This is a genomic window from uncultured Gimesia sp. (assembly GCF_963972345.1).
Taxonomy (GTDB): Bacteria; Planctomycetota; Planctomycetia; order Planctomycetales; family Planctomycetaceae; genus Gimesia.
Window position 1 is genome coordinate 28,588 of the sequence record NZ_CAXAVM010000003.1, and the last position, 13,617, is coordinate 42,204.

The 13,617-nt window shown below is 50.9% G+C and carries 9 protein-coding genes; all 9 read right to left on the reverse strand.

Annotation, left to right across the window (positions count from 1 at the left end; translation table 11 throughout):
• Position 1 precedes the first annotated feature (1 nt).
• The 9 genes from AACZ40_RS00735 to AACZ40_RS00775 all read right to left on the reverse strand — a co-directional run bounded on the left by AACZ40_RS00735 (position 2) and on the right by AACZ40_RS00775 (position 13,538).
• The gene (locus AACZ40_RS00735) at positions 2–2,110 is read right to left on the reverse strand and encodes a BatA and WFA domain-containing protein (RefSeq protein WP_291179087.1); all 2,109 of its coding nucleotides are present in this window, start codon (positions 2,108–2,110) and stop codon (positions 2–4) included.
• Positions 2,111–2,138: 28 nt separating this feature from the next.
• The gene (locus tag AACZ40_RS00740; RefSeq protein ID WP_291179090.1) at positions 2,139–3,071 is read right to left on the reverse strand and encodes a DUF58 domain-containing protein; all 933 of its coding nucleotides are present in this window, start codon (positions 3,069–3,071) and stop codon (positions 2,139–2,141) included.
• Positions 3,068–4,093 (reverse strand): MoxR family ATPase, encoded by a 1,026-nt coding sequence (locus AACZ40_RS00745; protein ID WP_291179093.1) that lies wholly within the window; start codon positions 4,091–4,093, stop codon positions 3,068–3,070. Before AACZ40_RS00745 ends, AACZ40_RS00740 begins: the two co-directional genes overlap by 4 nt.
• A 47-nt stretch (positions 4,094–4,140) precedes the next feature.
• On the reverse strand, positions 4,141–4,947 hold the full coding sequence (locus AACZ40_RS00750; RefSeq protein ID WP_291179095.1) for a DUF4159 domain-containing protein: 807 nt from the start codon (positions 4,945–4,947) through the stop codon (positions 4,141–4,143).
• A gap of 51 nt (positions 4,948–4,998) precedes the next feature.
• On the reverse strand, positions 4,999–7,530 hold the full coding sequence (locus AACZ40_RS00755) for a peptidase MA family metallohydrolase (protein WP_291179098.1): 2,532 nt from the start codon (positions 7,528–7,530) through the stop codon (positions 4,999–5,001).
• 451 nt (positions 7,531–7,981) lie between these two features.
• Entirely contained in the window at positions 7,982–8,971 is a 990-nt protein-coding gene (locus AACZ40_RS00760) for a DUF1559 domain-containing protein (RefSeq protein ID WP_291179101.1), read from the reverse strand.
• Positions 8,972–9,303: 332 nt separating this feature from the next.
• Positions 9,304–11,460, reverse strand: a complete 2,157-nt coding sequence (locus AACZ40_RS00765; RefSeq protein ID WP_291179104.1) for a terpene cyclase/mutase family protein — start codon at positions 11,458–11,460, stop codon at positions 9,304–9,306.
• 182 nt (positions 11,461–11,642) lie between these two features.
• Positions 11,643–12,701 carry a biotin synthase BioB gene (bioB, locus tag AACZ40_RS00770; protein ID WP_339672742.1) on the reverse strand — a complete coding sequence of 353 codons (1,059 nt, stop codon included), beginning with the start codon at positions 12,699–12,701 and terminating at the stop codon, positions 11,643–11,645.
• 276 nt (positions 12,702–12,977) lie between these two features.
• Complete coding sequence (locus tag AACZ40_RS00775) at positions 12,978–13,538, reverse strand: hypothetical protein (protein WP_339672745.1); 561 nt, start codon at positions 13,536–13,538, stop codon at positions 12,978–12,980.
• Positions 13,539–13,617: the final 79 nt, after the last annotated feature.

A 13,617-nucleotide genomic window follows, 5' to 3' on the forward strand; every position in this document is an offset into this window, starting at 1 on the left:
CTTATGCCTTTCGTGTCGCTGAAGTTTTGTCGGCAAACCATTTTGCCAGCAGTGTTTCCAGGCCCAGTAGCGCGAGAGCCCCCAGAATCAACCAGCGCCAGAGCTGCTGTTTCTGTTCCAGTTCCTGAACCAGAGCCTGACGTTGCAGGTCGGCTGATTGTGTTTCATCGACTGTCGTTTCATCCGCCTGAATCAGTTTGACTCCCAGTGCTTCGAGCTGTTCCACAGGCAGTGGTGCGGTTTTACTTTCGTTAATATCCAGGTTGACGGCGAACTGATGTGCTGTGTCAGACGGATTTTCAGTAGTAATCTGGTACAGGCCCGGTTGGACCGTTTCTGTGAAATCCTGCTGGCCGGCAGCAAGTTGAATCTGGGGTCGAGAAGGAGTACTGACGTGAATTACTTGAACCGGTTCAGGTAATTTGACTTTCTGGCCGACTAAAAATTGAGTTCGTGATGCATTCAATTCCGTGTTGAGATTCAAAATCGCATTCATGATGGGCACAAATTTGGTGGAGAGTGCAAATTGACTTTCCTCTGGTGTCCAGCCAAAAGTGGAGACGATTAACTGTCCTGTCCCAACCGGAATACTGACGAGAGCAGGGTCTTTGTGATCAAACTGTGCGAGTACCTGGTGTGGCAGAGCTTCTGGCAGGGAGAGTTTCTGATAACTCCAGAACTTCAGGTTCGTGAAGTCCGAAAATTCTGGTGCCTGAAACATTTGAAACAATTTGTGTTCAAAATCAATATTGGTAAGCAAAGCATAACCGTGGACTTCAGCTGCCTTGATTTGGGCTTTTGCAGCGGAATCTTGAGCCAGCGATAGAAGGGAATTCAGTGATTCTGTAGAGGAATTTTTGTCCAAAGACAAAAGTGCAACGCCCCCCTGCTGCAGAAATTCGTCGACCTGTTGGATCTCATTTACCGACAGTTCTCGGCTGAGAATCATCAGGTCCATGTCTGCTGTGCCTGCCAGGAGCTGTGGTGCATCGTGACCGACCGTTAAAAATTCAATTTGTCGTTCCGGCGTGGAAGGGAAGGCACGTTTCACGAAGTAATCAGGAGTCTGAATCGAATTATCTGCAGGAATTCCATAATGGACGATCGTCCGGTTTTCTTTTCTACGCGGCTGAAAGTGAAGCGTATTGTCAAAGGGGTGATCATCACCACTCAGTTTGATCAGCGGTGTGGGGTGATCCGCTTCCAGAGCCGACAGACGCAGTACACGCGATTGCCCGCGCGGTACATATATCTGTTGGACGAATTCAGTCTCACCGGGACGCCATTCATAGGCAACAGTGAACTGTTCCTGCTGAGAGTCGGCGGCATTGAGAATCCGCACAGTAGGTTGAGAGTTTTCAAAAGCAAGTAATTGGAGTCCGGCATTACTGGTTTGGGGCGTCTGGAGGGAGTGCAGGCGTACGCGCAGTGATTCAGGCCAGGAATAATCTGCCAAGGAGGCGATCTGTGAACCTGCTTGAAAATCGGTGATCAGTTCAATCGTGCAGTTTTGAAGTGAGGTTCCTGTCGGATCCGAGATGGCCTGTTGTTGCAGCAGTGATGCCATTTCTGACAGCGCCTGTCCCAGGTCCGTTGCCTGCCAGCCTGGTGAAAGAGTCTGAAGTCGTTCGCGGTAATGTTCAATATCAGGGCGAGGGAAATCCTGCTGCGCTGACTGCAGAGGTTTGATCGGTTGCAGGCGGGAGTCAAAGGTATAAATCGAAATCTGATGTGTTGCATTTTTTTCGACCAACTGCTCTGCAGTCTGGATTGCCTGAGTCCAGAGAGAATCTCTGCGCATGCTGGAACTGGTATCAATCAGCAGAATCGTCTGTTTCAACGGTTCAGCGGTGGCCAGCACCAGTTCGGTATTCTTGAAAAATGGCCGCGCAAATGCTGTTACCAGCAGGATGACGGCCAGGGCGCGCAGTGAGAGCAGCAGCCAGTGTTCGATCTTATTTTTGCGATTGGTCTGGGGTGGTTTGTGTTCAAGAAAACGGAGGGAGCTGAAAAACAGCACTTTTTTGGGCTGGTGTCTGACCAGGTGCAGCAGGATCGGAAGCCCGACTGCGATGATTCCAGCTAAATAAAGGGGCGTTAAAAAACTCAACTGGTTACCTTCCCTTGTTGTTCGGTTTTCAGGCGGCGCGATCGGTCAGAAAATTGGAGAGCCCTACTTCGAGTGGCGTATCTGTTGTTAATTTGTGAAAATGCACACCCTGTTTGCGGCAGATTGCCTGGATGGACTCCTGGTGTGTCTGGAACTGCTGCAGGTAATCTGCCTGGGCTGATTTGGGGTTCAGTGAGATCCGTTCTCCTGTTTCCAGATCTTCAAAAATGGCTGCTTCCTGAAAATTCAGGTGAACCTCCGCTGGATCCAGAATCTGAAACAGAGCGACTTCATGCCCTTTCGCCCGTAAATATCCCAGCTGAGTGTCCAGCTCATCCACAGAGGTCATCAGGTCGGAGATCAACACGACCAGACCCCGTTTTTTGATCGTTTCCACTGCATGTTTCAGAGGAGAGACCAGATTGGTATGGGAGCCTTGCGGAGGGCGTTCCAGTTCGATGAGAATGCGTCTGAGCTGTCCTCTGGTAAATCGTGCAGGTACGATGGAATCGACGTGTTCATGGAAGATGATTAAGCCACTGGCATCGCGTTGTGTCGATAGAAAATAGGCGAACGTGGCCACCAGGGTTTTCGCATAATCCGCTTTGGAATAACCCAGGCTGTCGAACTGCATGGACGAGCTTAAATCAAGCAGCATGTGGCAGCAGAGATTGGTTTCTTCTTCAAACCGTTTGATAAAGTGCTGGTTGGAGCGGGCCGCCAGTTTCCAGTCAATGTGGCGTGGGTCATCGCCGGGCGTGTATTGCCGGTATTCTGTGAATTCGACGGAAAACCCATGATACGGGCTGCGATGCAGGCCTTTCCAGGTGCCTTCTACGACTGATTTGGCCCGCAACTCCAGCGACTTTATTCGCATCAGGCAGGCCGGGTCAATCCGTTGTGAGATCAGTTTCTGACTCTGGCTGGTTTGAGATGTCTGTTTGAGAGGAAGACTGCTCATGCTTCGACGGGCCTTTTCACTGTTTCAATCAGTTGTTGTACGACCGAGTCGACCGTGATGCCCTCGGCTTCTGCACGGTAGTTGATCAGGATACGATGACGGAGTACCGGTGCCAGTAAAGCGTGGATATCTTCAAGGATGACATGCACGCGTCCCCGGAGTACTGCCCGGGCTTTGGCGCCCAGGATCAGGCTTTGAGCGGCACGCAGTCCGGCTCCCCAGTTGACCCACTCATTGATGAAACCAGGCGTCGTTTCCTGCCGGGGCCGTGATGCGGCGCAGAGTTGAACTGCATAACGCACGAGTTCTTCTGCGACGGGAACCTCGCGGACAAACTGGTGGAACTGCTGGATGTCGCTGCCGGTAAACAGTGGCTGGATCGGCTCGGCATTGCGGGCGGTCGTCTGTGTCACCACGGCGACTTCGTCATCTTCCGAAAGATAATCAATCACAAGATTGAACATGAAGCGATCCAGCTGCGCTTCAGGCAGCGGATAGGTGCCTTCCATTTCAATCGGGTTTTGAGTCGCCAGCACGAAAAACGGTTTATCCAGTTCATACTTGATCCCGGTGACCGTGACCTGTTTTTCCTGCATGGCTTCCAGCAGCGCGGCTTGCGTTTTGGGGGGCGTGCGGTTGATCTCATCGGCGAGCAGGATATTGGTGAAAACCGGACCTTTGACGAATTTCATGGCCCGCGTTTCCTGGGAATCCCCCGCGAGAATTTCTGTTCCCGTGATATCTGCAGGCATCAGGTCCGGGGTAAATTGAATCCGCTGTGACTTCAGTTTAAAGACTTGCGCCAGGGAATTCACCAGGAGTGTTTTCGCCAGGCCGGGAGCGCCGGTGATCAGACAGTGTCCGCCAGCAAACAACGCGATCAGGAGCTGATCAATAATTTCTTTCTGGCCGATGACAGCTTTTGAGATTTCCGCATGGATCTGCCGGCGGCTGTTTTGCAGAAGTTCGAAGATGCGTTCCTCTTCACTGCGACGATCGGGTGAGACAACTTTAAGGTTCACGTTTCTGCTCCTGATAAAAAAATACTAAAATATCATGGGCGCTGAATTCAGTGTGTCATGGCATAAAAAACAATATTGATTCCCAGTGGATAGGCTTTCTTTTCGGAAAACTCCTGGAAGTACCATTTATCTTCCCCTTCCCGCTCCCAGCCATCACCCAGATCGGTATTATGACAGACGACGACAATCAGCCGTCCTGCCTCGTCAAAAATCCCGCGGTAGTGGACTTCTTTGGCATCTTCGCGTTCCCAGGTGATCCCTTCGGAACGGCCCCACTGAGCAACCCCGATGCTGGGGACCTGTGGTTTTTCTTTCAGATCATAAACACAATGAAAAATGGGATGTTCCAGAGGAATGTCGACCAGTTCGCGTTCCGGGAAAACCCGCTTCATTTCCATCGCGAAGTTATCCCACTCTGCTTCTCCCCAGAAGTCATCCACCATCATGAACCCGCCGTTCATCAGGTAGCGTCGCAGGCAGGTGACTTCTTCTGCAGTGAATTCCAGAGAGCCGGGCTCGATCATGTAGATGAACGGGAAATCAAACAACTCTTTGTCAGTCAGTTCCAGAATGCGCCCTTCGGGATCAACTTTCATCGAGGTCAACTGCTGCAGGCGGTAAGAGAAGTTGAGGTCACTGTCCGGATAATCGGTGGCCCAGCGGCGCCAGCCCTGGTGAGAGTTAAAGCGGATTCTGACAAAGGTGAAGACATCGTGTCTGAATTGCGGGTCGTTTTTCCACTCGGGGACTCCGCCGCGGTCCGCGGGGATTCCCTTGCGATATTGTCCGATCGAGATCGTGACAACGATCAGTGATGCGCAGATGACTGCCAGCGAAATCAAAGCTATTTTCATGGCAGGCTCCTCCTGAGCCCTTTCAGTCCCTACATGAACCCGTGTAAGACTTTAAGGATTGTTTGCAGTTAATTCGAGTAGTAGCTGGTGTGCGGCCCTGAATCGAGGGGCCTGTTCGAGCGCGATGAGTGTGTGGCGTTTTGCTTTCTGTCTGTGAGTATCCTGGAGCAAACGGGCGAGCTGGTAATGAGTTTCTGCAGGGTTGTGTGGTTTTAATGCGAGAATCGCCTGATATGCGGCGACCGCTTCTAAGGGACGATTCAACTGAATACAGGCTGTTGCCAGGCGCTGTTGTGTATCCTGGTCTAATGGATTAATCGCGTGCGCATCCTGGCAGGCCTGATAGACGGACGCCCAGTTTTCCTGTCGTTCATACAGAATCGACAGACGCTGAAATACTCCCAGCGCATTGGGATTCCATTTCGCATGCTGTTCCAGAACTGATTGTTCCCGATCAAAGCGTTCCTGTTTCTGATAAAGTTCGGCCAGACGCAGGCAGGCGTTGTCTGCTCCGGTATATTGTGGATAAAGGTTGACTAGTTTTTTGAGAGTGGTTTCCAGTTCGGCGCTGCGGTTTTCTTCTTCCAGAATTCGGGAATAAGCCATCAGCCCCTGGAAATGCTGCGGGTGTTCGCGGATCCAGTCATCAAATCGTTTCGTGTCATCACTGGTTAACGCTGTTAGATCCTGTTCCGACCAGTCGACCGCAGAGGAGAAATTTTTCGCTTTTGCATTCAGGTAGGCAGCGAAATCCTGCTCCAGTTCTCCCAGAATTTTCGTACGACGTTCAATGGCGACATTCACCGGTATTCCGATTCGCAGGTCATTCAGGATGGACTGCATTGCGTCAAATCCGAATTCGTCGATCAGGTATCCTACGACCATAGATGACTGGTAATAGGCAAACTGTATGTGCAGGCTGCTTTTAGGATTCAGGAAGGCACTACTCAATTCACTGATGGGGGTCGTTTCCCCTTTGAGGATCATGTCCCGGTACTGAGGAATCATCGTTTCACCCCAGAGAGGGTTTTTCTGGCGTTCTTCATAGACGGAAAGCCCTTCACTGATCCAGCGGGGCATTTTATTTTTTGTCAGTTCCAGTGTGACCACATGACAGAATTCATGCCAGAGCACGGACTGCCAGTTGGTGGGGTGCTCCGCCTGGGAGGCCGGGCTGTTCGCGGTGATGACTTTTCCGAAGCAGACGCCCAGGTAACCCGATACCGCGGGCATACCGAATGTACGGACTGCGAAGTCGTCCGGGTTGGGAAATATTTCGACCGTGATTTTCTGATCCAGTTTCAGCCCATATTTTTCACACAGAACCTGTTTCGCTTCGTGCAGCAGTTTCAGGACTTCCTGGCCGTACACTTCGGCCTCACGGGCTTCCATCCGCACGATGAAGGTCTCGTCTTCCAGTGTTTTGAAGCTGGCCAGCTGGTCTTTCAGTTCCAGCAGATTGAATGTGGTTGTGTCGTATCCGTCCTGCTGATGAGCCAGCAGAGCGTGTTCCCAGCCACTCACTTCACGTCCCAGACGCAATTCATCCTGGGCCAGCTGAATGCGGGCGGGAATGAACTTTGCGTCTTTCTCAAGAGCCAGGCGCTGGTACGCGGCTCCTTCAGAAAAGCGATAGTGCTCGGAGAGTGCTTTACCGATCTGGTAATCCACCTGCGGGTTCTGGTCATGGTGACTGAGTGCCTGCCAGTAGTAAGCTGTTTCCGCATGAGGGTGGTACTCAAAATGCGCGATGACAGCCAGGCAGGACCAGGCCTCGGCCTGATGGGGATTGATATCGAGTACCCTCTCAAGGCGTTGTTTCGCCTCGGAGTACTGTTCCGAATGAATGCAGCGATAGATCTGTTCCAGATGAGCCGGAATATAATGGGGGTTGATGCTCAAGACCTCTGAAATGATTTTTTCAGAACGCTCGGGATTCCCTGTCTGCAGTGCTTTCGCCAGTCCAAACAGCAGATCGGGATCAGCGGGAATATGTTTCGTCGCTGTTTCGAACGTTTCCTGTGCCAGGACAAAATCACGTTTGGATAAAGCCAGATTACCACTGGCCAGGTAGGCGTCTTTATGGTCGGGATATTCTTTGATGGCGCGATCGTAAAAGGATTCCAGGACCAGCGCGGGGTCTGCTTTTTTCAGGAGGGAGGCCTGCCCTAACGCGACCAGGCTGCTGGCATCGGTGTAACGCCAGGCAGAGCGACTGGCCAGCTCATGAATGCTGTTGAGGAATTCGGCAGCTGCTGCATGCTCATTATTCAACTGGTAAATTTCATGTGCTTTGAGTCGAAGCGGCAGGCTCCAGGAGTAACGTTTGAGACCTGCGTCGATGGTCTGCTTCGCTTCTGCATACTGACCAACGGCCAGTTCGGCCTGGACTTTTAACAAAGGCCATTCCGAGCCATATGTTTTTTTTTGTATGGCAGCATCTGTTTTCTCGATGCAGGCCTGGTACTTACCGGAATTCAGAAGTGCTTCACAATCTTCCAGATCATTGGCGTAAAGAGATTGCTGGAAGGAGACGTAGAAACACAGAAAGGAGAACGAGGCGAGAGAAAGAGTGCGATTCACAAGTCGATTGTGAGCGAGCCGATTATGAAAAGCGGCTGAAGGTCTAAACCTGAACTGGAAACGTTGCACTCTTTGCATATGCGCCCTTCCCTGGGAAAGCCCAATACGCGAAGTCAATATCGCGGTCATTGAGATATCGTACTTCAGAGTCGGATCCAAAACGGCTTCGTATCCGAAACACCGAAGGAAGTTACTTCTGACTCAAGCAGCGCTGCAGGTTAATCATAAGTTGGAGAGCCAACGGAGAACGATATCTGATTTTTGCAAATTGTGCAATAAGAATTTTAGCGGGGAGGGATATTTGTCAGGTTTCGTATGTTATCGGGGCGTTCAGATGCATAAAAAAACAGGCAGCTCACTCTACTGTTTTGAAGTAAAGTGGCTGCCTGTTAGTGGATTTCAGTTCTGTGGCATTAGCTCACAGAAGCTGTTTCAGCAAATCAAACTGACTTTAGAATTCACCCAGAACCTGACCATCATTGATGATGGCGAGTTTCTGGTAAGTACCCATGGCAGCAGCACCTGCTGTTGAGTTGAAGTCAGCAGAGTTGATGTTCTCGCTGATGAATCGGACGGTACCATCACCCAGCAGGAAGTGGCATCCACCTACGTGCTGGCTGCTGAAACCACGATGAGGAGCAGAGCCGGTTGTTTTCTGATTGATGTTTGTCGCTTGAGAAACAACACCTGTGGCGTCTTGCTCCAAACCACCGACAGTGCTGGTAATGGTGCCAGTAGTAGTACCAGTTCCATTGACACGTCCACCAACCCAGATGGCGGAAGATGGCTGTGTAATTGTGCTGCCAGTCTGCTGGAAGGCACGTTCACCGACCAGAATCGTGTTAGATGTTCCGTCTGTGAAATCACGGAAACGAACACTGCTCCTGGGGAAGAAACTTCCCTTGTACTGGTAGGTATTAACAGGCGTGCCTGTCAGAGAAGCAATATGTCCTGAAACTGCAGGGTAGCTCAGAGCACCATAACCGTTGTTTGAGGTGTCAGTACGCAGGTTGTTGACCACTGGCACGATTGAGGAAGGGCAGCGATATACGGGAATCGCAGTCTGGAGAGCGGCGGGAGTTGTGCCGAAGGTGGCGTTTGCATTTGGAAGCAGCAATCCACCATTGGGATTGATGGTATTGTAGAGTGGAGCCTGGTCAACGAAAGGCAGTATGAAAGCAGACCATCCCCAGTTGTAGTCAGTAGTGGCACTGTTAGTGTTAACATAGCCCAGTGGGAAAACGCGGTGTGTATCAGCGTAATTGTGAATAGCGAGCCCGATTTGCTTGAGGCTATTCTTGCAGGTGGAGCGTCGTGCGGCTTCACGTGCCTGCTGAACAGCGGGAAGGAGTAACGCAATCAAGATCGCGATGATTGCAATTACCACAAGTAGTTCGATCAGTGTGAACCCGCGTTTGGGGGTTCCAGAACATCTCTTCATCTTAACTCCAGTTAAAAATAAGTGGGTTGGGGGCGCCTGTTTGAAACAGTTGGTTTCTACATCTTGTAAGGTGGGTAGCCTCGAGCACGTTGAATGCACTAGAAACTTATACCTGTCAGGAAGAGGAAACAAGCAATTATTGAATATTGTTCAAAAAAAAATCAAAAATATTTTTAACTGGTACGATTGTGTATAGTAAAAGGGTCCTAACTCCCTTTTATTCAAGAGTTTATTTTATGGAAAAATGTCAAGATAATTTTGATTCAGACGAACGTGACATTCTGTGCATGAGGAAAATTCCGTATGCTTACAGTTTTTGGCACGATGTCTGATCAGCGTCTCAGACGCTCAAACCGGGCTAATGCCATCAGCGGAAAGTAGGTGCGGTAGAGGTGGTATTTAAGATAGAAGACCTTGGGAAAACCGGTTCCCGTAAAAGGTTCTTCGTCCCAGTTGCCATCGGCGTTTTGTGTCTCCAGCAGATAGTGAATTCCCCGTCTCACCGCAGCAGAATCAATTTCATCCGCGGCCATCAGGCCCATCAGAGCCCAGGCGGTTTGAGAGGGAGTGGGAGCGCCTTGGCCCCGCAGAGAAGGATCCGCATAGCTGTCGGCAGTCTCACCCCAGCCCCCGGATGACTGTTGATGTGATTTCAACCAGCCAACTGCACGAATGATTCGGGGGTCATCAGCGGGAACGCCGATATCTGTCAGTCCGACAATGGATTGCCAGGTTCCATACAGATAGTTCACACCCCAGCGTCCATACCAGCAATGATCGTCTTCCTGCTGGCTCCAGACATATTGCAGGGCTTTTTGACAGGCTGGATGACTCAGTGGTAATTGAACATCCGCGAATGCTTCCAGTACGCGTGCCGTTAAGTCGGCAGTGCTGGGGTCAACCATCGCGTTGTGATCGGCAAAGGGGACCTGTGTAAACAGTTCCCGGTTATTATCTCGGTCAAAGGCGCCCCAGCCTCCGTCCTTATTCTGCATGCCGAGAATCCAGTGCATGCCGCGCTGAATTGCGCCGATCATAGGCTCAATCAGGTCCAGATCTGCGTAAGCCTGTTCCCGTGATTCACTGCGACCGACGACGATCGCCTCTGTCTCGAGGTCTTCCTCATAGGGATTCCATTCCGGCGTGACGAGGAAATCGGTCAGCCACTGATCCTGTTTGAGGGTTTTAGGCATGCATCGTCTGAGTGCCATAATCACCATTGCGGTGTCGTCAATGTCGGGATAGAACTCATTGTTGAATTCAAAATACCAGCCCCCCGGCGATTGTGATTTACTGGAATTGACCCAGTCTCCCGGTTGTTTTGCTTCCTGAGAGAGGAGCCATTTTACACATTTACGGATGGCGGGGTGACGATTGGAAACCCCGGCTTCCCGCAGGGCAATGGTGCTGAGTGCCGTATCCCAGACAGGTGATTTACAAGGCTGCAAACGAATGCGATCACCGTCCTGAATCTGTAATTTTTTCAGCTCGCGTAGAGCATTCTGAATTCCCGGGCTGCTTTCCTCCTGCCCCAGGCATTTTAAGGCAATCACCGTCCAGATAATGGGAGGAAAAATGGCTCCCAGCCCGTCACTTTTTTCAAAGCGATCGGTGATCCACTGGTGTGCCCTGGAGACGGCTGTTTTACGAAATGGTTTCAGTCCGAGATTTTCAACGATTTTGATGCCCTGGTCTACGACCTGGAAAAAACCATGCCAGTTGAACCAGGTTTTCTTTGAGAGAGAATCCAGGGCTTCCGACTTGGGTATCGTCCTGGGATAATCTTCCGGTCGTCCCGTAAACAGCTCTGTGATCCCCTGTTCTGCCGGCAGGGTGATCGAAGGACGATATGCCCAGAGAATACTCAGCGGGACAAGAATCGTGCGGGACCAGGCAGACATTTCAAAAATATTGAAAGGCATCCAGCGCGGGATGAGCATCAGTTCCGGCGGAACAGCCGGGCATTTGGAATAGGGAATGATTCCCAGTAAGGCCAGATAGAAGCGGGTGAAACTGTTGACTGCTTCGACGCCTCCGGCCGCCAGGATCGCGACCCGGGCGCGTTGCATGTATTCTGCTGTCGGTGAGTGACCAGTCAACTTGAGGGCGAAGTATGCTTTGACCGAGGCGCTGATTTCGATCGGGCCTTCCGGATACATGTTCCAGCCTCCAGCGGGCATCTGTGTATCCATCAGGTAGTTGGCAGCCTGAACCGCTTCGTCTGAGTTCTGTTTTCCCAGAAATGCCAGCAGCAGAATATATTCGGATTCCAGGATCGAGTCCCCTTCGAGTTCTCCGACCCAGTAGCCTGCTTCATGCTGCAGTGACAGCAGATAATCGCGCGAGCGGGTGATTCCTTTGAGCAACTGCTCCGGATGATCGAAGGGCGCAGCTTCCGTGCTGGGGAAAATCTTGAAGGTGGGGGCTGCCTTGTGACCAGGTTCGGGGTTGCCGGACAGATCACTGGCTCTCAGTCTGCCTGAATTCATTTCAGGTACTCCCTGACATTGTTGATATGGATTCCATTCCCGGGAAATTGAGCTGAGGTTTTTCCACCGCGCATTCAATTTCGAGGTTGAGATCATAAACGGAGACCGTTTTTTGTACAACCTCAATCAAGGTAAGGGTTTTGAGAATCCAAGTTCAAACACTGTCAGGAGATTTGCCTGATTCAGCAGGATTCGGCCTGCGTTGCCAGTTCGGCAGGTTCGCCCGTCGCATCCATTTCATGCCCTGAAATGATGACTTCAAAGCCCAGGTCAGCGATCATTTCATAATCTGCTTCAGCTGCCTGACCTTTGGTTGTCAGGTAGTCGCTGACGAACATGGAGTTGGCCGCATAGAGTCCCATGGCCTGCATTGAGCGGAGGTTGACTTCACGGCCGCCGGCAATACGAATTTCCGTCGCAGGATGTGCCATCCGGAACAGGCAGAGCGCTTTGAGGCAATAGCGGGGGTCGAGTTCATCCACCGCTTCCAGTGAAGTTCCATCAATGGAGTTCAGGAAGTTTACCGGGATGGATCGTGTTTCCAGTTCGCGGAGTTCAAAAGTAGCGTCGACAATGTCTTCGGCAATCTCGCCCATTCCCACAATCAGGCCGCTGCAGAGTTCCATGCCGGCTTCCCGGGCTATTTTCAGGGTCTGCAAACGATCTTCATAAGTATGGGTAGTACAGATCTTTTCGTAGTATTCGCGACTGGTGTTTAAATTATGATTGATGCGATTCACGCCCGCCTGCTGCAGACGTTTCGCCTGATCTTCATTCAGCAGACCCAGACAGCAGCAGATGCGTAAATCGAAGGATGATTTGATTTTTTCCACAACAGACGCAACATGCTCTACCTCTTTGTCTGTCGGGCCACGGCCACTGGCGACGATGCAGTAGGTTCCCGCTTTCGCTTCATCCGCGGCTTTAGCCCCTTCGAGCAGTTTTTCTTCATTGAGCATGCGGTATTTGGGGATATCCGCCTTGGATCCCCGCGCCTGAGAACAGTAGCCACAATCTTCGGGGCAGAGACCACTTTTGGCATTTTTCAGGTAGTAGAGTTGAACCTGTTTTCCAAAAGATTTCTGTCGAATGCGATAGGTGGCAGACAGCAGGTCCAGTAATTCATCATCACTTGAGTTTAAAATTGCCAATCCCTCTTCACGGTTAATCTGGTAACCAGACAGAACCTGATCAGCGAGTGACTGCCAGCGCGAAGGAGATGAAGTGACCTGATTGTTCATCAAAAATATCTTTCAGTTCAGAAGGAGCGAGTTTTTCTAAGTAGTTCCTGTGTTCCAGAAAAATCTGGATCGCTAAAGCCTGTTCCGGTCAACACGCCGGAGCCATGATCATTTTCTGAACCTGCAGCCCGAATGGGTGATGAGGCTCGATGATGGTGTGGGTGTGTGCAGTTGATGTCAGGCTGCAGTGTTGCTCTATGATAGGCGAAATGAAGGAGAGTACAAGTATGCTGGCAGTCCTGAAAAGGGGCAGATGAGCGGATTTTCTAAAACATCTCAATAGGATGTGCGAATCCACTTCTGACTGACATCTCCCTGATCATCCCGCAGTGTGAACATTTTGTCTTCGATCGAATGGATCTCACGCACAAATTCACTTCCCCAGAGTTGCTTGATGTAATCCAGCTTGTTTTCAGGACTTCCGCCGACAGCCCGTAGGGTCAAAGTCGCAGCATTTAATTGCCATTCGATATCAACGGTGACTTTTTTACCCAGCACCGTAGTCCAGAGCCCCTGTGGTTCAATTACCATTGTGGCCGTTCCATTTTCGTTGATGGTCAGGATCTGTTTGCTGGTACTTTTGGTCTGTTCCCATTTGCCGACAAGTCGCGCCAGGAGCGTTTTTGAATTCAGTTCGGTGGAGTTTCCGTTAGATTCAGGCTGTTTTTGGGGTTTGGCAGTCTTATTTTGGGATATTGCACGGGACGGGATCTGTTGCAGAACCGGTTTCTGACTCTGCGCCCTGTTTGACTGACTTCGATTCGAATTCTCAGCAGAAAACAGAAAGGCGGCTGCGAATCCAGCCAATGCCAGTACCACGATCCCTGTTTTTCTCATTCATTGAATTCCTGAAACTACTGAAAAGCGTCAAAACAGCGCAACTATACTCTTATTTTCGGCAGCAGGGAACGTCAAG

Excerpts from the sequence above, each read along its gene's own strand:
- AACZ40_RS00750 (WP_291179095.1), bottom strand. The coding sequence starts at position 4,947 with ATGAAAATAGCTTTGATTTCGCTGGCAGTCATCTGCGCATCACTGATC.
- AACZ40_RS00775 (WP_339672745.1), bottom strand. The coding sequence starts at position 13,538 with ATGAGAAAAACAGGGATCGTGGTACTGGCATTGGCTGGATTCGCAGCC.
- AACZ40_RS00760 (WP_291179101.1), bottom strand. The coding sequence starts at position 8,971 with ATGAAGAGATGTTCTGGAACCCCCAAACGCGGGTTCACACTGATCGAA.
- bioB (WP_339672742.1), bottom strand. The coding sequence starts at position 12,701 with ATGAACAATCAGGTCACTTCATCTCCTTCGCGCTGGCAGTCACTCGCT.
- AACZ40_RS00765 (WP_291179104.1), bottom strand. The coding sequence starts at position 11,460 with ATGAATTCAGGCAGACTGAGAGCCAGTGATCTGTCCGGCAACCCCGAA.
- AACZ40_RS00740 (WP_291179090.1), bottom strand. The coding sequence starts at position 3,071 with ATGAGCAGTCTTCCTCTCAAACAGACATCTCAAACCAGCCAGAGTCAG.